The organism is Cupriavidus pauculus, from assembly GCF_008801835.1.
Taxonomy (GTDB): Bacteria; Pseudomonadota; Gammaproteobacteria; order Burkholderiales; family Burkholderiaceae; genus Cupriavidus; species Cupriavidus pauculus.
Window position 1 is genome coordinate 65,674 of record NZ_VZOW01000023.1, and the last position, 22,116, is coordinate 87,789.

At 63.4% G+C, this 22,116-nt stretch carries 21 protein-coding genes and 1 tRNA gene; 6 read left to right on the forward strand and 16 right to left on the reverse strand.

All coding sequences use genetic code 11. The features are described from left to right. Positions 1–71 precede the first annotated feature (71 nt). The 3 genes from F7R19_RS20805 to F7R19_RS20815 form a co-directional block, all read right to left on the reverse strand. The gene (locus tag F7R19_RS20805) at positions 72–758 is read right to left on the reverse strand and encodes a LutC/YkgG family protein (RefSeq protein ID WP_150981843.1); all 687 of its coding nucleotides are present in this window, start codon (positions 756–758) and stop codon (positions 72–74) included. A gap of 66 nt (positions 759–824) precedes the next feature. Further along, the gene (pncB, locus tag F7R19_RS20810) at positions 825–2,003 is read right to left on the reverse strand and encodes a nicotinate phosphoribosyltransferase (protein WP_061957873.1); all 1,179 of its coding nucleotides are present in this window, start codon (positions 2,001–2,003) and stop codon (positions 825–827) included. 77 nt (positions 2,004–2,080) lie between these two features. After that, positions 2,081–2,623 carry a hypothetical protein gene (locus F7R19_RS20815; RefSeq protein WP_150981844.1) on the reverse strand — a complete coding sequence of 181 codons (543 nt, stop codon included), beginning with the start codon at positions 2,621–2,623 and terminating at the stop codon, positions 2,081–2,083. Positions 2,624–3,031: 408 nt separating this feature from the next. Between F7R19_RS20815 and fdxA the strand changes: the two genes are divergently transcribed. From fdxA to rpsU, 4 genes are all read left to right on the forward strand, one after another. Beyond that, entirely contained in the window at positions 3,032–3,355 is a 324-nt protein-coding gene (gene fdxA, locus F7R19_RS20825; protein WP_061957871.1) for a ferredoxin FdxA, read from the forward strand. Positions 3,356–3,471: 116 nt separating this feature from the next. Then, positions 3,472–4,575 (forward strand): NAD(P)/FAD-dependent oxidoreductase, encoded by a 1,104-nt coding sequence (locus F7R19_RS20830; protein WP_150981846.1) that lies wholly within the window; start codon positions 3,472–3,474, stop codon positions 4,573–4,575. A 243-nt stretch (positions 4,576–4,818) separates the two neighbouring features. Beyond that, positions 4,819–4,894, forward strand: a tRNA-Asn gene (locus F7R19_RS20835). Positions 4,895–5,502: 608 nt separating this feature from the next. Continuing rightward, positions 5,503–5,715: a 30S ribosomal protein S21 gene (gene rpsU / locus F7R19_RS20840; protein ID WP_008648415.1), complete on the forward strand. Its 213-nt coding sequence runs from the start codon at positions 5,503–5,505 to the stop codon at positions 5,713–5,715. 86 nt (positions 5,716–5,801) lie between these two features. On the opposite strand, the gene F7R19_RS20845 is transcribed toward rpsU, so the two are convergent. Continuing rightward, positions 5,802–6,419 carry a LysE family translocator gene (locus F7R19_RS20845; RefSeq protein ID WP_150981847.1) on the reverse strand — a complete coding sequence of 206 codons (618 nt, stop codon included), beginning with the start codon at positions 6,417–6,419 and terminating at the stop codon, positions 5,802–5,804. A gap of 136 nt (positions 6,420–6,555) precedes the next feature. Here F7R19_RS20845 and nodI point away from each other — a divergent pair, with 136 nt between their 5' ends. Together nodI and F7R19_RS20855 are read left to right on the forward strand one after the other, a co-directional pair. After that, positions 6,556–7,497 carry a nodulation factor ABC transporter ATP-binding protein NodI gene (nodI, locus tag F7R19_RS20850; RefSeq protein ID WP_150981848.1) on the forward strand — a complete coding sequence of 314 codons (942 nt, stop codon included), beginning with the start codon at positions 6,556–6,558 and terminating at the stop codon, positions 7,495–7,497. A gap of 1 nt (position 7,498) precedes the next feature. Next, the gene (locus tag F7R19_RS20855) at positions 7,499–8,356 is read left to right on the forward strand and encodes an ABC transporter permease (RefSeq protein ID WP_150981849.1); all 858 of its coding nucleotides are present in this window, start codon (positions 7,499–7,501) and stop codon (positions 8,354–8,356) included. A gap of 45 nt (positions 8,357–8,401) precedes the next feature. Here F7R19_RS20855 and F7R19_RS20860 read toward each other — a convergent pair whose 3' ends face one another. From F7R19_RS20860 to F7R19_RS20915, 12 genes are all read right to left on the reverse strand, one after another. Continuing rightward, positions 8,402–9,610: an O-succinylhomoserine sulfhydrylase gene (locus tag F7R19_RS20860; protein WP_150981850.1), complete on the reverse strand. Its 1,209-nt coding sequence runs from the start codon at positions 9,608–9,610 to the stop codon at positions 8,402–8,404. 31 nt (positions 9,611–9,641) lie between these two features. Beyond that, a complete protein-coding gene (gene purF / locus F7R19_RS20865) occupies positions 9,642–11,174 on the reverse strand; it encodes an amidophosphoribosyltransferase (protein WP_061957866.1) in 1,533 nt (510 codons plus the stop codon). Positions 11,175–11,289: 115 nt separating this feature from the next. Next, positions 11,290–11,787, reverse strand: coding sequence for a CvpA family protein (locus F7R19_RS20870; protein WP_061957865.1), 498 nt, complete (start codon positions 11,785–11,787; stop codon positions 11,290–11,292). A 57-nt stretch (positions 11,788–11,844) separates the two neighbouring features. Further along, the gene (locus tag F7R19_RS20875) at positions 11,845–12,570 is read right to left on the reverse strand and encodes an SPOR domain-containing protein (protein ID WP_150981851.1); all 726 of its coding nucleotides are present in this window, start codon (positions 12,568–12,570) and stop codon (positions 11,845–11,847) included. 62 nt (positions 12,571–12,632) lie between these two features. Further along, a complete protein-coding gene (gene folC / locus F7R19_RS20880) occupies positions 12,633–13,943 on the reverse strand; it encodes a bifunctional tetrahydrofolate synthase/dihydrofolate synthase (protein WP_150981852.1) in 1,311 nt (436 codons plus the stop codon). Between the two features lie 158 nt (positions 13,944–14,101). Continuing rightward, positions 14,102–14,974, reverse strand: coding sequence for an acetyl-CoA carboxylase, carboxyltransferase subunit beta (gene accD / locus F7R19_RS20885; protein WP_061957862.1), 873 nt, complete (start codon positions 14,972–14,974; stop codon positions 14,102–14,104). 194 nt (positions 14,975–15,168) lie between these two features. After that, the gene (trpA, locus tag F7R19_RS20890) at positions 15,169–15,966 is read right to left on the reverse strand and encodes a tryptophan synthase subunit alpha (protein ID WP_061957886.1); all 798 of its coding nucleotides are present in this window, start codon (positions 15,964–15,966) and stop codon (positions 15,169–15,171) included. A gap of 11 nt (positions 15,967–15,977) precedes the next feature. Continuing rightward, positions 15,978–16,895 carry a DNA-methyltransferase gene (locus F7R19_RS20895; RefSeq protein ID WP_150981853.1) on the reverse strand — a complete coding sequence of 306 codons (918 nt, stop codon included), beginning with the start codon at positions 16,893–16,895 and terminating at the stop codon, positions 15,978–15,980. Continuing rightward, positions 16,895–18,088: a tryptophan synthase subunit beta gene (gene trpB / locus F7R19_RS20900; RefSeq protein WP_150981854.1), complete on the reverse strand. Its 1,194-nt coding sequence runs from the start codon at positions 18,086–18,088 to the stop codon at positions 16,895–16,897. Before trpB ends, F7R19_RS20895 begins: the two co-directional genes overlap by 1 nt. Before the next feature lie 122 nt (positions 18,089–18,210). Then, on the reverse strand, positions 18,211–18,906 hold the full coding sequence (locus F7R19_RS20905; protein ID WP_061957859.1) for a phosphoribosylanthranilate isomerase: 696 nt from the start codon (positions 18,904–18,906) through the stop codon (positions 18,211–18,213). Beyond that, on the reverse strand, positions 18,893–19,714 hold the full coding sequence (gene truA / locus F7R19_RS20910; protein ID WP_150981855.1) for a tRNA pseudouridine(38-40) synthase TruA: 822 nt from the start codon (positions 19,712–19,714) through the stop codon (positions 18,893–18,895). Before truA ends, F7R19_RS20905 begins: the two co-directional genes overlap by 14 nt. A gap of 131 nt (positions 19,715–19,845) precedes the next feature. After that, the coding region (locus F7R19_RS20915) for a FimV/HubP family polar landmark protein (RefSeq protein ID WP_150981856.1) at positions 19,846–22,116 on the reverse strand (2,271 nt) is incomplete at its 5' end.

Genomic DNA, 22,116 nt, shown 5'->3' on the forward strand with positions numbered 1-22,116 from the left:
CAATGAAGGGCTCAGTGTAAAGCAAAGCCCTGCGAGAAAGATCTCAAAATGCGGCCTGAAAGTATGACCGCTCAGCCTTGCTCGACGAGGACAACGTGAACACGATACGGGCCGTGCGCGCCCAGCACGATGGTCTGTTCGATATCGCCGGTGCGCGACGGGCCGCTGATGACGTTGGTGGCGCGCGGTAGCTGCCCGTGCTCGGCACGCATGCGCACGAAGGCCTCTTCCATATTGGCGACGATGCGCGACACCGGCACCACCGCGATATGCGTTTCGGGCAGCAATGCCGCCGAAGCAAATGTGTCGGGCCCGGAAAGCAGCATCAGCGACCCGGTTTCGGCGATCGCGACAAAGCAGCCGGTAATGCCAACGAGATCGCCATGCTCGCGATCTGCCTGCGGCTCGCGCAACGGAGGTCGGCATTCCACTTCGATGCCTTGCGCCGCCCAAGGCAGCGCGCCCAGCGCCGTCCATGCCACGGCGCGACGCGCGAGGTTCAAGCCGTCGAGGTAACGCAGCACGGCGCCCGGCACATCGGCCAGCGTTGCCACACGGTCCACCGTCGAGGCCATTTTCTGCGCCTGCTCGCTAAATGCATCGGCAAGGTTTTGCCCGACAGCGGGCCGGGGGCCCTGCGGATGCCGGTTCAGATAATCAGCCACGGCCTCGCGCTCGCCCTCGGTTACTTTCGCTCCCCTGCCCTGGGCGGCCCGAATGCGGGCGAATATGCGATCACGAGCGGCGTTGGTTTCCATTGCGGTATGTGACGAAGGTTGGCTGGCCGATTATAAGAAATGCAGACGCGGGGTAAGTGAATCCATTCAGGCGGCTACCTTGACCTCGAACACCTGCCTCAGATAGGCGAGATAGCCAGGGTCGTCGCACATCGTTTTCTCTGGCGTATCCGAAAGCTTGGCGACCGGCTGACCATTGCAGCGCACCATCTTGATGACAATCTGCAGCGGCGTATAACCGACGTCGTTGGTGAGATTTGTGCCGACCCCGAATGCCAGTTTGCAGCGGCCGTGAAAACGTTCGTAGAGCTCGATAACCTTGGGGATATCGAGCGCATCGCTGAATATCAGCGTCTTGCCGCGCGGGTCCACGCGATTGGCGGCGTAATGCGCAAGCATGCGTTCGCCCCATTCGAACGGGTCCCCGGAATCGTGACGCACGCCATCGAACAGCTTGCAGAAATACAGATCGAAATCACGCAGGAAGGCATCGAAACCATAGGTATCCGACAAGGCGATGCCCAAGTCGCCGCGATATTCGCGCGCCCAGTTTTCTAGCGCATAGACCTGTGAATCGCGCAAGCGCGGGCCCAACGCCTGGCACGCCTGCAGATACTCGTGCGCCATCGTGCCGAGCGGGGTCATATTGTGCAGCCGCGCGAAGTGGACGTTGCTGGTGCCAGCCAATTGCGGGCCGAGCATGGCGCGCATCGACAGCAAAACCTCTTCCTGCCAATCGCCGGAGAAACGGCGGCGCGTCCCGTAATCGGCAATCACGCAATCGAGATAGCGCGGATCCTTGAGCAAGGTGAGTTTCGCTTCCAGGCGTCGGCGCCCTTCCTGCAGGTCGGCCTGCGGTTGGGTGCGGCGGAAATACACTTCGTTGACGATTGCCAGCAGCGGGATTTCAAACAGGATCGTATGTAGCCACGGTCCGCGAATGATGATGTCGATTTCGCCGTTGCCGGACGCCGACGGCTGCACCACCACATATTTCTCGTTCAGGTGAAACAGCGCCAGGAAATCGACGAAATCGCTCTTGATAAAGCGCAGGCCGCGCAGGTATTCCAGCTCTTCATCGGCAAATCGCAACTGGCACAGGCTGGCAATCTCGCTGCGGATCTCGCTGACATATGGCGTGAGGTCAACGCCGGCATTGCGGCATTTGAAGCGATATTCGACCTGCGCCTGGGGAAAGTGATGCAGCACTACCTGCATCATCGTGAATTTATACAGGTCGGTGTCGAGCAGTGAGCGGATGATCATAACAAGGCCAGACGCGGGGGCGCCGAAGTCAGGCCATCATGCTAACCGAAAGTCACGCCCGGGTTGGCACGGACCCTTCAGGCGCCATTGAGATTATCCAGCGCCGACGGCGCCTGGTGCGGACGTTCGCGCGATTGCAGGCACCAGAGGGGCCGTCCTTGCGCATTGGGACACGTCACGAGCATGGCCTGCGCGCGCGACACGGCCGTCGGAAGCGGATCGGCAAAGGCGGCCGAGGCGACCATGATGCGCTCCTGGTAGACCGCCTGGCCCGCGCGATCGAAGCGCAGCACCTGGATCAGCGCGTCCGACGGCGGCTGCAGATCCTGGCCGCACGGCAGAAATCCATCCCGATTACAGTTGGCCATGGCGATGCCCGCCGGTGTACGGATCACGCTGAAACTGTCCCATTCGAAGGCTGTCAGGACGGCCAGCGACACGGGCTGATCCGTCCGCGAGCGCCATGCCACCAGCCGCGACACCACGCTATCGGCCATTTCACCCTGCTTTGCCGGTGGCGCCACAGGGGGCTCGACGGGCTGCGCCATCACCGCGGCGCCGCCCAGGAGGGCCGCCGTGCCCACGCACCAAAGCAACCGGATCGCAAAACGAGCCTTCATCGGTGTTCTCCTGGACTGCGTTGCAAGGTGACTGAGCGGGATTGTTGCATATAGGTAACTTTTTTGGCCTGAAGCGCTGCTTGAGGTCCCAACGAATACTAGTTGGCGCCCGCGCACTCGGCAGGCACATCGCGTCGAAGCCGCCTTCCACGCACTCCTCCCACGGCAGGTCGACAGAGATGTACATAAAGAAATAAGAAAACTATCTTACCCGGCTATATAGACTGGCTATCCTTGCGGGAAGGCTCGGCTACAATATCGGTCTTTGAAAGGCCACGGCCCTCGCTCGCCCCAAGTTACCCCGATTGACATGCACGCCAACAACAGGCGCGGGGGCTTGCAAGAGCAAGGCAGGAATGGCCTTGGACTATCCCCCATCGAAGACCGATCCGTTTTTCTGGAACCGAAATGACTCACGTTGTCACCGAATCCTGCATCCGTTGCCGCTACACCGACTGCGTTGATGTGTGTCCGGTCGATTGCTTCCGCGAAGGCCCGAATTTCCTGGCCATCGATCCCGACGAATGCATCGACTGCGCCGTGTGCGTGGCCGAATGCCCGGTGAACGCGATTTACGCTGAAGAAGATGTGCCGGGCGACCAGCAACAGTTCATCGAACTGAATGCCGAGCTTGCCCGCAACTGGCCGTCCATCACCAAGACCAAGGCTCCGTTGGCCGAAGCCGAAGAGTGGAAGGACGCCACCGACAAGCTGCAATACCTGCAGCGCTAAGACAAACAGGCGCGACCGATGCCGGACAGCACCGGCAGAGCGCCGTCGAAAGCCCGTCCCCACGCGCTTTCCCGTAATGCCGGGCACCTGCGTGCCCACAACGTATCAGGACGAATATGGACTTGAGCATTCCAAATCCCGTGGCCGACGCGACTCAGCAGGCCGGCGGCCACACCGGCGGACAGCCGCTGGAAATCGATGCGCTGATCGTGGGCGCGGGCCCCGTCGGCCTGTTCCAGGTCTTTGAACTGGGTCTGCTCGAAATCAAGGCCCACGTGATCGACTCGCTCAAGGTCGTCGGCGGCCAATGCGTGGAGTTGTATCCGGACAAGCCGATCTACGACATTCCCGCCGTGCCTATCTGCACGGGCCAGGAACTGACCGACAACCTGCTCAAGCAGATCGAACCGTTCTCGCCCACGTTCCACCTGGGCCAGGAAGTCAGCGTCGTGGAACGCCGCGAAGACGGCCGTTTCTTTGTCGAAACGTCGCTCGGAACCCGCTTCATTACCAAGACCATCTTCATCGCCGCCGGCGTGGGTTCGTTCCAGCCGCGTACGGTCAAGGTGGAAGGCATCGACAAGTTCGACGGCAAGCAGTTGTTCTACCGCGTCAAGGATCCGAGCCGCTTCCACGGCCGCAACCTGGTGATCGTGGGCGGCGGCGACTCGGCGCTGGACTGGACGCTGGATCTGGTGGGCAAGGCCGAATCGGTCGTGCTGATTCACCGCCGCGACGGTTTCCGCGCCGCACCGGCCTCGGTGGCCAAGATGCGCGAACTGTGCGAGCAAATGGAAATGCAATTCATGGTCGGCCAGATCGGCGGCTATGAGGAAAAAGACGGCGTGCTGACCGAGATCAAGGTCACCGGCGGCGACGGCGTGACGCGCCGCATGCCCGTGGACGACCTGCTGGTGTTCTTCGGCCTGTCGCCGAAGCTGGGCCCGATCGCCGAATGGGGCCTGGATCTGGAACGCAAGCAGATCAAGGTGGATACCGAGAAGTTCGAGACGAACATCCCAGGCATCTTCGCGGTGGGCGACATCAACACCTATCCGGGCAAGAAGAAGCTGATCCTGTCGGGCTTCCACGAGGCTGCGCTGGCAGCGTTCGGCGCTGCGCCGTACATCTTCCCGGACAAGAAGATCCACATGCAATACACGACGACCTCGCCGAAGCTGCACAAGGTGCTGGGCGTCGAAACGCCGGTGTTCGACTGATACTTCGAGCGCCATCGCAAAAAAACCGCCACACGGCGGTTTTTTTGTTTGCATAAATCAAAAAGCTGGCTATAATGCGGCCTCGCTGACAAACACGGCAACCAAGCAAAAGGCGGAAACGCCCACTGCCGGCCGGTTTCGAGGCGAACCAGAGTTCCGATGACAACCTGCTAACGAAAACAAAACGTTAAAAAGTTGTTGACGAAACGAAGAGAAGCTGGTTATAATTTCTTTCTCAGCTGTTCCCCGATAGCTCAGTCGGTAGAGCGCCGGACTGTTAATCCGTAGGTCCCTGGTTCGAGCCCAGGTCGGGGAGCCAACCGATAGAAGCAAAAGGCCGATGCGAAAGCATCGGCCTTTTGCTTTTCCGGAATCGCTTTTCAAGCCACGCCGTCGCTTCCCTCTTCGACAGCCTGCGCGAGCCTCGGACGGCCGCACACGATCTCAAGGGCGTCACGAACTTGATTCGCCCTCGCCCCGCCCCCCGCTGACACGCTGCGCGAAGGTCGAGAAAAGCGCCGTCGGCCACCCACGCTATGCCCACCGCATCACAGTTCGCGATGCAGATGCCGTGGCACCCCGACGCTAAATTTGGCGACTCGCGCGCACATTATTTGGTGTATCATCTCGGATTGCCCTGAATAGCTTGACTCCCGCCCGGTATACCTGTAAAAGCTTACCGGCGTATTTCTTGCGCAATATCATGGAAACAGGTAGCGCCAAGTTTTTACCTACGTAGGAAAATTTGGCCCATCACCCCTGACACTGGCAGTACGGATTTCGGTCCATGCAGGTTCGCGGGGGCGCACCGCGGCGTTCGCCGCAGCGTGCAATACCACCGTCACGAAAGGCTCCGGAGCCCGACGCGGCGATGTTTCCCCCCGTATGAACCCTCCGCCCTTGGGCGGTATTTCCTGAAGGACTGAATTGACTAAGATCGTTCTGAAACCGGGTGAGCCCGTTGAAGTTGCAATGCGTCGTTTCCGTCGCGCCATTCTGCAGACTGGCCTGATCGTGGAACTGAAGAGCCGCACCGCCTACGAAAAGCCGACGACTGAGCGCAAGCGCAAGAAGAAGGCTGCCGAGGCCCGCCTGCGCAAGCGTCTGCGCATGCAAATGCTGCCGAAGAAGCTCTACTGATTCGCGCATTGCCCCAAAAAAACCGCCAGCATGCTGGCGGTTTTTTTTCGTCCCGACGCGCTCCAACGCCGTCGATGCGTCAAGCCTCAGGCCCGCGTGGCAATCAGTGCGCCCGCGCCGATCAGCGTAAGACCACCGGCGCGCTGCACATTCGCCTGTGCACGCCGGGAAGTCAGCCGCGTCGCCAGAGAGCGCGCCAACATCGCGTACACCATGGCATTTGCCGTCGCCAAGACGACGAAGGTGGGGATCAGCACGATCGCTTGCGGCCAGAATGCCAGCTTTGCGTCGATGAATTGCGGCACGAACGCCACAAAGAACACGATGCTCTTCGGATTCAGTGCGGTCACCAGCCAGGCCTTGGCAAAGCGCTGCGAGCCGCTGCCGGCTTGCGCCGCCATCTCGGACGATCTGGCCGCGCCAGCCGTGCGCAGCGTTTGCACGCCCAGATAAACCAGATAGGCGGCGCCAGCCCACTTGAGCGCCGTAAATAACGTGGCAGAGGCCGCCAGCACGGCGCCGAGGCCGACCATCGACAACGTGAAGGCAGTCAGGTCGCCCGCGGCCACACCGGCCACCGTCGCGTAGGCGCTGCGGCCGCGATGCGCCAGTGCGTCGCCGATGACCAGCAGGATGGTCGGGCCGGGAATGATCAGCAGAACTACGCTGGTCAGGACGAATGCAATCCAGTGTTCGAAAGACATTGCCGCTCCTCAACGTGTCGTCGCAAAAAGTAGAGAGTACGCCTATCCCGGATCCACCGCGGGAATTCGCCCCGGCCTCCCAATGGAATTGTCTTGCCGCGCTGCGGCAACAATGCGCCGCGCGATGCCCTGCATAATGGCGCATATCGCCTTCAGGGACGCTGCCTTGACTGCCATCCTCCAAATGCGCAATGTGCGCAAGCTTTACGGCGACCAGCTCGTCGTGGACAACCTCGATCTCGAAGTCCAGCCTGGCCAGTGCTATGGCCTGCTGGGGCCGAACGGCGCGGGAAAGACCACCACCCTGCGCATGCTGCTGGGGCTCACGACACCGGCCTCGGGCACTTTGATGCTGTGCGGCGAGCCGATTCCCCAGCGGGCGCCGCAGGCGCGTATGCGTGTCGGCGTGGTGCCGCAGTTCGATAACCTCGACCCCGATTTTTCGGTCATCGAAAACCTGCGCATTTTCGGCCGCTACTTCGGTCTGTCGTCGGCCGAAATCGCCCGGCGCGTTCCCAAGCTGCTCGAATTTGCACGGCTCGAAAACCGCGCCGAGGCGCAGGTGCGCGACCTTTCCGGCGGCATGCGCCGACGATTGACCGTAGCGCGAGCGTTGATCAACGACCCCGACCTGCTGGTGATGGATGAACCCACCACCGGTCTGGATCCGCAAGCGCGCCATCTGATCTGGGAGCGTCTGAAATCGCTGCTGGCGGCGGGCAAGACGATTTTGCTGACCACGCATTTCATGGAAGAAGCGGAACGGCTCTGCAACTATCTTTGCGTCATCGATGCGGGCCGCAAGATCGCCGAGGGCAAGCCGCACGAACTGATCGACCGCGAAATCGGCTGCGATGTGGTGGAGGTCTACGGCGACGAACTGGGACCGCTGCGGGATTCGTTGACACCACTGGCCGACCGCTGCGAGATGCGCGGCGAAACCTTGTTCTGTTACGTGCGCCAACCCGATGCACTGCTCGCCGCGTTGCACGGCAAGGGTGGCGTGCGCTACCTGCACCGCCCCGCCAACCTTGAGGACGTGTTCCTCAAGCTGACCGGCCGCGAAATGAGAGACTGAGATGAGCGAACAGGATCCGCAAAAATCCGAGGTTGCGATGCCGGCCGACGGCACCGCCGCGATACCTCGGCGCGAACACTATCCGCAACCGTTGCTGCCGCGCAATGCCCGCAACTGGATGATGGTCTGGTACCGGAACTTCATGGTCTGGAAGAAACTGGCCATTCCGTCGATGATCGGCAATCTGGCCGATCCGATGATCTACCTGTTCGGTCTGGGTCTCGGGCTCGGCCTGCTGGTCGGCCAGGTGCATGGCGTGTCCTACATCGCGTTCCTGGCAGCCGGCACCACCGCGTCCAGCGTGATGATGTCGGCCAGTTTCGAATCGATGTACTCGGCGTTCTCGCGCATGCACGTGCAGCGTACCTGGGAAGCGATCATGCACGCGCCGCTCACGCTCGGCGATGTGGTACTGGGAGAAATCCTGTGGGCCGCCAGCAAGGCCGTGCTGTCAGGTGCGGCGATCATGCTGGTGGCCGGGCTGCTCGGCTACGCGCACTTTCCTGGCGCGCTTGCGGCGCTGCCGGTCATCGGCCTGGCCGGCATCGCGTTTGCAAGCCTGGCGATGATCGTCACCGCGCTGGCGCCCAACTACGACTTTTTCATGTTCTACCAGACGCTGGTGATCACGCCGATGTTGCTGCTTTCAGGCGTGTTCTTTCCGCTGGAGCAATTGCCGCAGGCCGCGCAAAAGGCCACGCAAGTACTGCCGCTGGCGCATGCCGTGGCGCTGATACGTCCGTTGATGTTGGGCCGACCGGTGGAAAATGCCGCACTGCATGTCGCGGTGCTTGCCGCATACGCGGCCGTGGCGCTGGTGGTGGCGCTGATACTGTTGCGCAGGCGATTGCTGCGCTGAGGAAGCCGCCCGCTCCCACCGTCGGGAAACGGGCGGATCAAACGCTTACTGGCCGAGACCGCGCAGCAGGTCCGCCTTCAGGTCGTCGACCGATTCCAGGCCAACAGCAAGGCGGATCAGCCCTTCGGTGATACCTGCGGCGGCCTTCGCCTCCGGTGCCACGCGGCCATGCGTGGTGGTGTACGGATGCGTGATGGTCGTGCGCGTATCGCCGAGGTTGCCGGTGATCGAGCACAACCTGGTGTTGTCGATTACACGCCAGGCGTTGGCGCGCATTTGCTCCGGCGTGGCCCCCTTGAGTTCGAACGAGACGATCGCCCCGCCACCGCTTTGCTGGCGCTGCGCGACGTCGTACTGCGGATGCGACTTCAGCGCCGGATGGAACACGCGGTTCACGGCCGGATGCGACTCCAGGAATTCCGCGATCGCCAGCGCGCTTTGCGAATGCCGCTCCATGCGGATCGCCAGCGTCTCCATGCCCTTGAGCATCACCCACGCATTGAAGGCCGACAGCGTGGGCCCGGCCGTGCGTACGAACGGGAAGACCTTGCCCATGATGAAGTCGTGCTTGCCCAGCACGGCGCCGCCGAGCACGCGGCCCTGGCCATCAATGTGCTTGGTGGCCGAATGCACGACCACATCGGCGCCAAACTTGATCGGCTGTTGCAGCGCAGGCGAGCAGAAACAGTTGTCGACCACCAGCACCGCGCCAGCGTTATGCGCGATATCGGCGATGGCCGCGATATCGGACACTTCGGTCAGCGGATTCGACGGCGTTTCCAGGAAGAACAGCTTGGTATTGGGCTTCACGGCCGCACGCCACGCCGACAGGTCGCCGCCGTCGACATAGGTCGTCTCCACGCCGAACTTGGCGAGGATCGTGTTGAACAGCGTCATCGTCGAGCCGAAGATCGAGCGCGAGCTGACCAGGTGATCACCGGACTGCAGCGAGGCCAACGCCACCGACAGGATCGCGCTCATGCCCGACGCCGTGGCCATGCACGCCTGCGCGCCTTCCAGCGCAGCCAGGCGCGACTGGAACATCGACACGGTGGGGTTGGTGAAACGCGAGTACGTGTAGCCCTCTTCCGAGTTGGCAAAGCGCTCGGCGGCCTCGGCGGCGTTGTTGAAGCAGAAGCTCGAGGTCAGGTACATCGCCTCGGAGTGCTCCATGAATTCGCCGGTGCGCAAGGTGCCGGCGCGCACGCCGAGGGTGTCGATGCCGTAGGACTCGGGATTGAACGGTTCGCTCATGCTGCTGTGCTGCCCCAATGGTTGGTTGTCGTTATTCGTTGCCGCCCGAGCGTTGCAAGTGCAGTTGCGAACGTTCCGTCTCGCCGCCGCTGGTGCCTTCGCGGTCGGCCTGGCTGCGCGCCGTTTCCAGCCGATCCAGGTACGCCTCGTCGATATCGCCGGTGATGTACTTGCCATCGAAGCACGACGCATCGAAATCGCGCAGCTTCGGGTTGATGTCGCGCACGGCCTGCTTCATCGCCTCGACATCCTGATACACGAGTTGGTCGGCGCCGATCATGCGCGCCACTTCCTCGTCGGTGCGGCCATGGGCAACCAGCTCGGCACGCGTGGGCATGTCGATGCCGTACACGTTCGGGAATTTCACGGGCGGCGCGGCCGATGCGAAGATCACCTTCTTGGCGCCGGCGTCGCGGGCCATCTGCACGATTTCGAACGACGTGGTGCCACGCACGATCGAATCGTCGACGATCAGCACATTCTTGCCCTTGAACTCGACGCCCATGGCGTTCAGCTTCTGGCGCACCGACTTCTTGCGCACCGCCTGGCCCGGCATGATGAAGGTGCGGCCAACATAGCGGTTCTTGAAAAAGCCCTCGCGATACGGCACGCCCAGCGCGCGTGCCACCTGCATCGCAGCGGGGCGGCTCGAATCGGGAATCGGCATCACCACGTCGATATCGCCGGCCGGCACTTCGCGGCGGATCTTCTCCGCGAGGTAATCGCCCATGCGCAGCCGCGCATCGTAGACGGGCACTCCGTCGATACACGAATCGGGACGCGCCAGATAGACATATTCGAAGATGCAAGGCGTCAGTTGCGGATTTTCCGCGCACTGCTTGCTGTGCAGCTTGCCGTCCAGATCGACGAAGATTGCCTCGCCGGGCTCCACGTCGCGCTCCATCTTGTAGCCCATGCCTTCCAGGGCCACCGATTCCGAGGCAATCAGGTATTCCTTGCCGGTCGGCGTATCGATGCTGCCGATGCACAGCGGACGGATGCCGAACGGGTCGCGCACCGCCAGCAGGCCCGACCCGGCGATCTGCGCGGTGATCGCATACGCGCCCTTGACGCGGCGATGCATGCCGGACACCGCCTTGAAAATCGCTTCGGCGTCGAGCGTCTGGCCGTTGCTGCCGCGCTGCAATTCGTCGGCCAGCACATTGAGCAGCACTTCCGAATCCGAGTGCGTGTTGATGTGGCGGCGATCGCGGCGGAACATTTCTTCGCGCAACTGCTCGGAATTGGTCAGGTTGCCGTTGTGCGCCAGGATGATGCCGTATGGTGCGTTCACGTAGAACGGCTGGGCTTCTTCCTCGCTCGATGCCGATCCGGCCGTCGGATAACGCACCTGGCCAATACCCGAATTGCCGGGCAGGCTGCGCATGTTGCGCGTGCGGAACACATCGCGCACCAGGCCGTTGGCCTTGTGCATGTGGAAGGTGCTGCCGTTGGCCGTGGCGATGCCGGCTGCATCCTGTCCGCGGTGTTGCAACAGCAGCAGGCTGTCATAAATGAGTTGGTTGACAGGGCTGGTGGAAACCACGCCGACGATACCGCACATGCCGAACTCCCAGGAAAGGCAATTAATTCAGGGGCGCTGATCCGTCATGGGCGCGACGGGACCTGCGTTGATACTGCGCCGCAAGCGCGCGTTGTGCAAACGCTCGCGTCTTGGATTATGTCTTCACATACTTGGCCAGGTCGGGCGGCAGCCATTGCCGCAACGCATCCATCGCCTGCACTACATAGGTACGCGACACCGCGTCACGCCAGAATGGTTCTTCCGGCAGCTTTGTCAGCCCGGCCAGCACCACGACAAGCATCACGATCAGCACGCCTCGCGCGAGCCCGAACACCAGACCCAGCCCGCGATCGGCCGGCTTCAGCCCGGTGGTTTCCAGCAACTGCCCCAGCACTGCGCCGGCCAGCGCCGATACGATCCATGTGCCGAAAAAGACGGTCAGGAAACCCAGCGCACTGCGCGCCAGGGCGCCGCCCGGCAACGATTCGGGCATCCACTGCGCGGCGATGCCGCCAAAGTGGTAGGCCAGCACAAACGCCACCACCCATCCCACCAGCGCCAGCACTTCGCGCACCAGGCCTCGCAATACACCAACCAGCGCCGACGCCACCAGGATGAAGGCGACACCGTAATCGAAAAAAGTAAAAGCCATGCGCGCGACGTCAATCCCTGTCAGATGGGGGCAAATTCCCGCCCTGCAATTGCGGCGTTATTGCTCGACCACCTTCGCGGTCAGGCCCAGCGCCCGCACCTTTTTCTCGGCCACGTCGACCGCGTCGCGATTGGCGAACGGCCCCGCGCGCAGCAGGAGGCGGTCGCCGTCGGCCAGCGTTTTCTTTTCCACGTAGGCGGGCACCTTGCTCTCCTTGAGCTTGGCCAGCCAGTTCTTGGCACGTTCCTCGGAGGAAAACGCGCCAATCAGAATCAGGTACTTGGTATTTGCCGCGGCGGACTTGTCCACGGGCTTATCCGCGGGCTTGGCGTCGGCCTGCCTGGTGTCGGCCTTGGCATCGGTTTTCGTCTTGTCGGCGGCCGGCGCACTGACGATTTCCTCGCCGGCATCGAGCGCTGCGTCGTTGCGGCCGGCGTTGGCAGCCGGCGGCAACGGTTCGGCCTTGCGCTGCTCGATCTTCGGCTTCTGCGAGGCGGCCTGCCCGTTGGCCACGCTGACGGCCACATCCTCGGAAACCGGCCGGGGCTTGTGCTCGAACACGATCGGCAACACGATGACCGCCGCGGCCAGCAGCACCACCGCACCGATCAGGCGGCGCCGGGCGCGTTGCTTCTGGGGGAAATCCGGATCGAGGGTGTCGTCGGCGTAATCGTCTGCCGACCGTCGCGACGCGCCGGCGCTCGATTCCGCGCGTGTGCGGCGACCGCGTTCCGGCGCCGGATCAGTGCCCTTGCGGGACGAGAACAGCGAAAGCAGGCCCATAAATGCCCAAAGAGTGGTGTTCGGTGCGATGTCGTACCCGTGCAAAGCCGTGGAATGGCTTCTTAGTTGGCTTGCGTAGCGCGATACGCCAGCACGCCGGCAACGGTGAAGAACGACCCGAAGACCAGGATTCTATCATTCTCGGTCGCTCTCTCGATGGCATCGCGATACGCCAGTTCGGGGCTCGAAAAGCAGGCGGCGGTATTGTCGGGGCCTTCTTGAAAACCCGCGGTGTCGAGGTGTTCGCGCAGTTCCCGGGCCGTCGCGGCACGCTCCGAAGGCAGGTCGCACAGGCACCAGTGATCGACCTTGTCGGCCACATGACGCAGTACGCCGTCGATATCCTTGTCGCGCATGGAGCCGAAGACCGCATAGGTGTAGCGGAAAAAGCCCATGTTTTCGAGGTTCTGCCCCAGGGTCGCCGCCGCGTGCGGATTGTGCGCGACATCGAGGATCACGGCCGGGCGTCCCGGCATCACCTGAAAACGCCCCGGCAATTCAACGAACGCAAGCCCGTTGCGCACCTCCTGCGCGCTGACCGGCAGGCGCGGGCGCATGGCCTGCAGCGCGGCCAGCGCAGCGGAAGCGTTCAGCAGTTGGTTGGCGCCGCGCAACGCCGGATAGCCGAGTCCGTTGAGCTTGCGCCCGCGCCCGCTCCAGTCCCATTGCTGGCGCTCCTGTCCCTGCGCGGCCTGATGGCGGAAATCGCGCCCCACCAGGCACAGATCGGCGCCGATCGCCTCGGCATGATCGATCAGCGATTGCGGCGGCAACGGGTCGCCGCAGATGGCCGGCACGTTGGGCCGGAAAATCCCCGCCTTCTCGAAGCCGATCTTCTCGCGCGTGTCGCCCAGGTACTGAGTGTGATCGATATCGACGCTGGTGATGACCGCGCAATCCGTGTCGATCACATTGACCGCATCGAGCCGGCCGCCAAGCCCGACTTCGAGCACCATGGCGTCGAGCCCGGCCGCGGCAAACATGTGGATGATCGCCAGCGTGGTGAATTCGAAATAGGTCAGGCTGACCGGATCGGCAAAACTGGTACGGGCGCGCTCGACCGCCTCGAAATGCGGCAGCAGCTGGGCGTCGGTGGCCTGCTCGCCGTTGATGCGCGCGCGCTCGTTGAACGAGATCAGGTGGGGCGACGTATGCAGACCCACCTTGTAGCCGGCCTCGAGCAGGATGCGCTCGAGCATCGCGCAGGTCGATCCCTTGCCGTTGGTGCCGCCCACCGTGAAAACCACGGCGTCGATGCGCAGGCCCAGCGCTTCCTTGACGCGCGTAATGCGCGTCAGGCCCATGTCGATGCCCACCGGATGGGCGGTTTCCAGATGTGCGAGCCAGTCGGGGAGATTGTGGAAGATGGGCATGCTGGTTACGTCTCGTCGTACTACGCGAAGAAGCGCTATCGGCACCAAGGAAGCGCCGGGGATTCAGGCGCCGGCGGCGTCCCGATCGCGGCTTCAGAAAAACAAAATGGCGCGGGTTGTGGCACCCGCGCCATTGTCCTGCAATTCACGCTATCGCGTCAGGCCACCGCATCGGCCGGCTGCTTCTGCAGCAAGGCCAGCAGTTGCGCCAGTTCTGCTCGCAGCTTGCGGCGGTCCACGATCATGTCGATGGCGCCCTTCTGCAGCAGGAATTCCGCGCGCTGGAAGCCTTCCGGCAGTTTTTCGCGCACGGTTTGCTCGATCACGCGCGGACCGGCAAAGCCGATCAGGGCCTTCGGCTCGGCGATCACCACGTCGCCCAGGAACGCGAACGACGCGGACACACCGCCCATGGTCGGGTCGGTCAGCACACTGATGAACGGCAGCTTCGCATTCGACAACTGGTTCAGCATGGCCGTGGTCTTGGCCATCTGCATCAGCGACAGCAGGCTTTCCTGCATGCGCGCGCCGCCGGTGGCGGTGATGCAGATGAACGGCACCTTCTGCTCCAGCGCTGCCTGCGCGCCGCGCGCAAAGCGCTCGCCGACCACCGAGCCCATCGAACCGCCCATGAACTCGAATTCGAAACAGCTCACCACCACGGGGATGGTGTGGATGGCGCCGCCCATGACCACCATCGCATCGGTCTCGCCGGTTTCATCCATGGCGGCCTTGATGCGGTCCGGATACTTCTTCGTGTCCTTGAACTTCAGCGCATCGACGGGCACGATTTCCTGGCCGATTTCATAGCGGCCTTCGGCGTCCAGCAGCTTGTCCAGCCGCTCGCGCGAGCGGATGCGCATGTGATGGTCGCACTTCGGACACACATGCAGATTGGCCTCGACATCGGTGCGGTACAGCGTGGATTCGCACGACGGGCACTTGACCCACAGCCCCTCGGGAATGCCCTTGCGGGTCGATGGGTCGGTCTGTTGAATCTTGGGAGGCAGGAGTTTATCCAACCAGCTCATGAAAGCTCCTTTCGGATAACTGCCGCCCGCGCATCGACGCCTCTCGCCGAGAGGCCGGACACAGGGACGGCAGGGAATCAGGCCGCGAATTTACCACGCCCGCGACGACTCGCCGAGTCAAACCGCATCAATTGTGATTCATAAATCTCAATTGATGCGGTTTTCGGCAGGAACGTCAGGCGTTGGACACGAATTCAGGCGTCCAATGCCTCGCGGATGCCAGCGATAAAACTGCGCAGCGACGCCACCGCCTGGTCGCGCGGCGCATCTTCGAGCAGTTGCACCAGACGACTGCCGATCACGACGGCATCGGCGACGCCACCGATCGCGCGCGCGGTCTGTGCGTCGCGGATGCCAAAACCAACGCCGACCGGCAGGTTGGCATGCTGCTTGATCAGCGGCAGGCGCGCCGCGACGCTGTCGAGATCGAGCGTGGCCGAACCGGTCACGCCCTTGAGCGACACGTAGTAGAGGTAGCCGCTGGCGACCTTGGCGACGGCCTCGATGCGCGCGTCGGTCGAAGTGGGCGCCAGCAGGAAGATCGGATCCATGCCGTTGGTCCGCATCAGCGCGGCAAACGACTCGCACTCCTCTGGCGGATAGTCGACCACGAGTACGCCATCGACGCCAGCAGCGGCGGCCGCCTTGGCGAAGGCGTCCTCGCCCATGCGCTCGATCGGGTTGGCATAGCCCATCAGCACAACCGGCGTGGTGGCGTTGGTCTTGCGGAATTCGGCCACCCAGCCCAGCACGTGCGTCAGCGACACGCCTTGCGCCAGGGCGCGCTCGGAAGCGCGCTGGATGACCGGACCGTCGGCCATCGGGTCCGAGAACGGCACGCCAAGCTCGATCACGTCGGCGCCGCCTTCCACCAGCGCATGCATGAGCGCCACGGTCAGGCCGGGCTCGGGATCGCCAGCGGTGATGAACGGAATCAGACCCTTCTTGTTCTGCGCGGCGAGCGCCGCGAAAGTCTTCTGGATACGGGACATGTCAGTGGCCATCAGATAAGACGTTCCACGATCGACGCTTGGGCGTCGTCGTTGGCAGCGTCGGAGGTCGGTTCGGAAGCGTCGGGCTGGATCTGCGCATACACGGGCTGCGCGGCGGTCACGCGCTCGCGCACCAGCGCCGCGTATTGCGGATTCATCTCGAATCCGACGAAGCGCCGGCCATGACGCACGCAGGCCACGGCCGTCGTGCCGCTGCCGGTGAATGGATCGAGCACGACGCCGCCGGGCGGGCAGCTCGACAGCACCATGCGCTCGACGATTTCGAGCGGCTTCTGCGTCGGATGATCGGCGCGTTCCGGGTCCTGGCGGTGGATGCGCGGCACGCTCCACAGATCCTTCGGGTTGTAGCCGACCTCAAGCCACTTCTTGCCCTCGAAACGCGGCCGGCTACGCGCCTTCTTGGTCTCGGCGTCGTACGGAATGCGCACCGGATCGAGATCGAAGTAGTAGTCGCGCTGGCGGGCAAAGAAGCCAATGTTGTCATGCACCGACGAGAACTTGCGCGTGGTGCCGCCCATGCTCGGCACGCGGCGATCCCAGATGATCTCGTTGATCATGGTCAGCCGCTTTTTGAGCATCACGAACAACTCGGGCGAGTATTGCCAGGTGCAGAACAGGTAGAGCGTCCCGCGCGGCGCCAGCTTGGGAATGATCGCGTACATCCAGCGCTCGGACCATTCCAGATAGGCGTCGCCCGAAAGCAGGTCCGAATCGTTGCCGTAATCCTTGCCCAGGCCATAGGGCGGATCGGCAACGATCAGATCGATCGATCCGTCGGCGATACGCTGGATGCCTTCCAGCGCATCTTCCTGGAACAGGCGAACCGCGTCGGTGTCGAGAATATCGAACGGCGCCGCAGCGCCGCCCTCTTCCACTCGCGACGGCATGTCAGGGGGCAGCGCGCGCATCAGAGTTTCAACCCCGCACGCTCGGCCACCGTGTGCATGTCCTTGTCACCACGGCCGGACAGGTTCACGAGCAGCAGCTTGTCCTTGCCCAGTGTCGGCGCCAGCTTGCACGCGTAGGCGATGGCATGGCTCGATTCCAGCGCCGGGATGATGCCCTCGATGCGGCAGCAATCATGAAAGGCTTTCAGCGCTTCGTCGTCGGTGATCGGCACGTATTGCGCGCGACCAATGTCCTTGAGCCATGCATGCTCGGGTCCGACGCCGGGATAATCGAGGCCCGCCGAGACCGAATGCGTCTCGATGATCTGGCCGTTTTCATCCTGCAGCAGATAGGTGCGGTTGCCGTGCAGCACGCCGGGCGTGCCGCCGATCAGCGACGCGGCGTGACGCCCCGTCTCCAGGCCATCGCCAGCAGCTTCCACGCCGATCAATTCGACATCCTTGTGTTCGATATACGGGTAGAAGATGCCCATGGCGTTCGATCCGCCGCCTACGCACGCGATCACGGCGTCCGGCTGGCGGCCGGTGAGTTCGGGCATCTGGACCTTCGATTCTTCGCCGATCACGCACTGGAAGTCGCGCACCATCATCGGATACGGATGCGGGCCGGCCACGGTGCCGATGATGTAGAACGTGGTTTCCACGTTGGTCACCCAGTCGCGCATGGCTTCGTTCAGCGCATCCTTGAGCGTGCGCGAGCCACTTTCCACCGGCACAACCGTGGCGCCGAGCAGTTTCATGCGATAGACGTTGGCCGCCTGGCGACGCACGTCTTCGGATCCCATGTACACCACGCATTCCATGCCGAAGCGCGCGGCGATCGTGGCCGTGGCCACGCCGTGCTGGCCGGCGCCGGTCTCGGCAATCACGCGCTTCTTGCCCATGCGCCTGGCCAGCAGCGCCTGGCCGATCACGTTGTTGATCTTGTGTGCGCCGGTATGGTTCAGGTCTTCGCGCTTGAAATAGATCTGCGCGCCGCCAAGCGTCTCGCTCCAGCGTTGGGCGTGATAGATCGGCGAGGGACGACCGACGAAATGCTTCAGTTCGCGCTCGAACTCGGCAGTGAAATCCGGATCGTTCTGGAAGTGCGCATAGGCGGCGCGCAACTCGTCCAGGGCGTGAACCAGGGTTTCGGAAACAAACGTACCGCCATATGGGCCGAAATGGCCCCGGGAATCGGGCAGGTTGTACATGTCCAGGCTCTCAGATGGCGTTCCCCACACGCATGCGTGGGAACGCGAAAAATCGGAATCGGGCGCGGCCGATGACAAGGCAGGGATGGGTGCCGGCTCGGCACTGTTGAGGCGGGATCCGCCTACCCTGCGTCTGCCATGCGCACCGCGCGCACAAATGCGGCAATGCGGGCGTGGTCCTTCACACCCTTGGCCGCCTCCACGCCGCTGCTGACATCGACGGCATGGGGGCGTACGCGTTCAATCGCACCAGCGACGTTTTGCGCGTTCAACCCACCACTCAAAACGATGCGAGGAGCGTCGCCGGTGCGAGGGTTGGCAGGATCGGGCGGAAGCCATTGAGCAGGGATCAGGGTCCAGTCGAAGACGTGACCGCCGCCGCCGTAGCCTTCGACGAAGGCATCCAGCAACAAACCGGCTGCGTCACGGTATTGATCGGCGAATTCTACCAAATCGAGCCCCGGCCGGACACGGGCGGCGCGCATGAACGGCAGGCGGCAGCGGCGGGCGATTTCGGAACACTGCTGCGCGGACTCATCGCCATGAAACTGAAGTAGCGTGAGCGGCACTCGTTCGACCACGTGCGCCACTTCCTCGGCATCGGCATTGACGAACAGTCCGACCACGGTGACAAAGGGCGGTACCTGCTCGGCCAGTGCGGCGGCGCGCGCTACGTCGACATAACGGGGACTCTTGTCGTAAAACACCAGTCCGATAGCGTCAGCGCCGGCATCTACGGCCGCGTGCACATCCTCCTCGCGCGTCAGCCCGCAAATCTTGATGCGCGTGCGTGGGCGAACGGAATCAGGCGTCGTCATTGGCGAACACTCCGTGAAAGAGGCTGGCCGAAAGATCGGCCCTGGGCAGGCGATACGGCTCGGGATATTTTACGTCTGCCAGGTACAGGCCATCGGGCATAAACGTCGGCGCCGCCTTGCGCCGGTCGCGGCCCTCCAAGACCTCGGCCATCCATTCCGCCGGATAACGGCCCCGACCGATCGCCACCAGGCATCCCATCAGGTTGCGCACCATGTGATGCAGGAACGCGCTCGCGCGCAGCCGCACAAACACCCAGTTGCCGTCCGCCTGGATCGTCACTTCGTACATCGTTTTCACGGGTGACTTCGCCTGGCATTCGGCGGCACGAAACGCCGAGAAATCGTGCTCGCCGACCAGGCAGGCGGCGGCGGCGCGCATCGCCTCGACATCGAGACGCTGTCCCGGCGGCAGCATCTGATACCCGGCACGACCGTGGATCATCGGCGCGCGATGCGGGCCCGTGTAGAGCGCGTAGTAATACATACGCTCGAATGCCAGAAACCGTGCGTGAAAATTCTCGTCGACCGGCTCGGCCCATTGCAACGCGATCGACGGAGGGAGGAAGGCATTGACGCCTCGGACCCAGGAAAACTTGTCGCGCTCAAGCGCTGTATCGATATGAATCACCTGGCCTAGCGCGTGCACCCCGGTGTCGGTCCGTCCGGCCACCGTCGTGAGCAAGCGCACGCCTGCAAAGCGCTCGATGGCGTCCTCCAGGTAATCCTGCACCGTGTTGCGATGCGGCTGGGACTGCCAGCCCGAAAACGCCGCTCCGTCGTAGTGCAGGCCGATGGCGATGCGATTCATAAATGTCGTGGGCCAAAAAACAAATGCGCCGGAAGGACGCTTCCGGCGCATCACTTCGGGCTGCGGCGCGATTCCGCCGCAAACCCTGCATCATACCGGCCTTTGGAATGATCCCTCAGGCCATTGAGGCGTCAGGCCACCTCGCGCAGCAGCGAGCGCGCTTCGGATTGCAACGGATCTTGCGACTGATCCACCACTTCCTGCAGCAACTCGCGAGCGCCTTCCTTGTCGCCGATCTCGATGTAAGCGCGCGCCAGATCGAGCTTGATCTGCATGTCGCGGCCACCGTCCATACCGGTTGGCGACAATGTGCTGGCCGACACACCGTGGGTCGAATCGCCACCTTCCGAGGTCACGCGGCTGAGATCGATCGGCTCGACGAGCATGCCATTCTGCAGCATCGTCGGCGCGGGCAAGGGCTCATGGACGTCAGCCAGCGTCGGCAGATCGAACATCGCGGCCACGCCAGTGGGCGCGGTGGCGGGCGCAGTGCTAGGCGTGTCGGCATTCAGATCGAGCGACAGGCCCGACATGTCGAATTCCAGCGGCCGCGAGCGCGTGGGCGTATCGAGCGCCGGAATGTCCGACAGGCGCTGGGCGGCTTCATCGTCGCCGCGCGCGTCGAGCACATCGGGTTCGCCCAGCGCGTCGTTACCGAACACCATTGAAGCCGACATCGGCGCAATGATTGGCTCGCCCGGTGCGGGCGCCGGGAAGGCATCGAGGGGCAGCGCCAGATCCGGCATGGCGGCTTCCCGCGGCGCCTGTTGCAGGTTTTGGGCCGGATCCTGGGTGCGCCATTGATCGGCCACCGGCGTAGTGGTATCGGCTTCTCCGCCAGCGTCTGGCGTGACGGCCAGATACAGCGCATTGCTCGGGTCGAGCTTGCGGCCCATTTCCGCCGCCTGGAGCCACTCGGCGCCTTGTCCGCCCGTCTGAGCGAACATGTCTTCTGCAATCACCCGGAAACCTTCCACATCCTGACGCGTGTTGTAAATCTCCAGCAGCTTCAGGCGAATGGCCTGCCGCTCAGGATTCTGTTGCAACGCTTCGCGCAGGATTTCTTCGGCCTGCACGTCGCGCCCATAAGCGATATACACCTCGGCCTCGGCAATCGGATCGACTTCCGTGGCTTCCGGCGAGTTGTTGCCGATGCGGAAATCGGCGCCGAAAACGCTATGTTGCGACGTATCGACGCTCTGGCCGCCGGCGGTGCCGAACAGCGAGTGGCCGCCGGCCATGACGGTGCTCTCCTGGGACAGGATGCTGTCGCCGAAACCGGTGTTTTCGCTCGCCTTCTGATTCTGGCGGCGGCGATAGTACGCATATCCGCCAAGCAACGCAACCAGCACTCCCGCGCCGGGCAGAAGCATCGGATTGGCCAGCAGATCGTCGACGAACGATGTCTCGACCGGCACCGGCTGGATAACGGGCGGTTTTTTCGCGGCCACTGCCGGTGCGGAGGCAGGTGCTGCGGCGGCCGGCGTGGATGCGCCAGCGGCCAACGGGGCAGATGCGGCGGCCACTGCGGCGCTATCGGGCGCGGATGCGGGTGCCGCAACAGACGACGGAGCCGACGACGATGCCGCCGGCACTGGCGCAGCGGTACTGGTCGTGGCATCGGCCTGCCTTGACGGCTCGGGCGGCACCACGGCCGGTGCGGGCGCTGCCGCGGTGTCGGCGGGCTTCGCGGCGCCAGTGGCGGCGGTCGTTGCGGCAGCCGTGGCAGCAGCCGGCTTGGCCGCCTGGTTGGCCTGGCCGAGCTTGGCGATTTCCGCGTTCTTCAGCTCCATCAGGCGCTGCATATCGGAAACGTTTTTTTCCAGCTGTGCCACGCGCGACTCGGCTTCCTTGAGCTTGCGCTGGGCGGCCACATCGGCCTCTGCCTTCGCCTGCGCGCCCTTGTCGGCCTTCGAAAGCTTCAGTTCGTCGCGCGGACCGGCGTCTGGCACCGTGGTGTCCTGCACACGCGCCGTGACATTGCCGGACTGCTCGCGACCGGTGCCAGCCTCCACCGACTTTGCGGCGGCTGCGGTAGCCAGGCGGCTGCGGTAGCTGTCAAATCCTTGCGTGCGCGCCACCACTTCGCGGCGCGCTTCACGCGGGGTGACCGATTGCGCCTGCTGGGCGCTCGGCACCTTCAACACCGCGCCGGATTTGATGCGATTGATATTACCGCCAATGAATGCATTGGGATTGTTGCGGTAGAGCGCCAGCAACATCTGGTCGAGCGATACGGAATCCTGGCCCTGCGCCGCTTCACCGGCAATGCTGGAGAGCGTGTCGCCACGCTGAACCGTATAGCTGCCACTGACGGTGGCGACTTCGGCCCGAGCCGGCGCGGCGGCAGCAGGCGCGGCGGCGGCGCGGCGCGGCTGACGGGGCGGCGCCGGGCGTGGCGT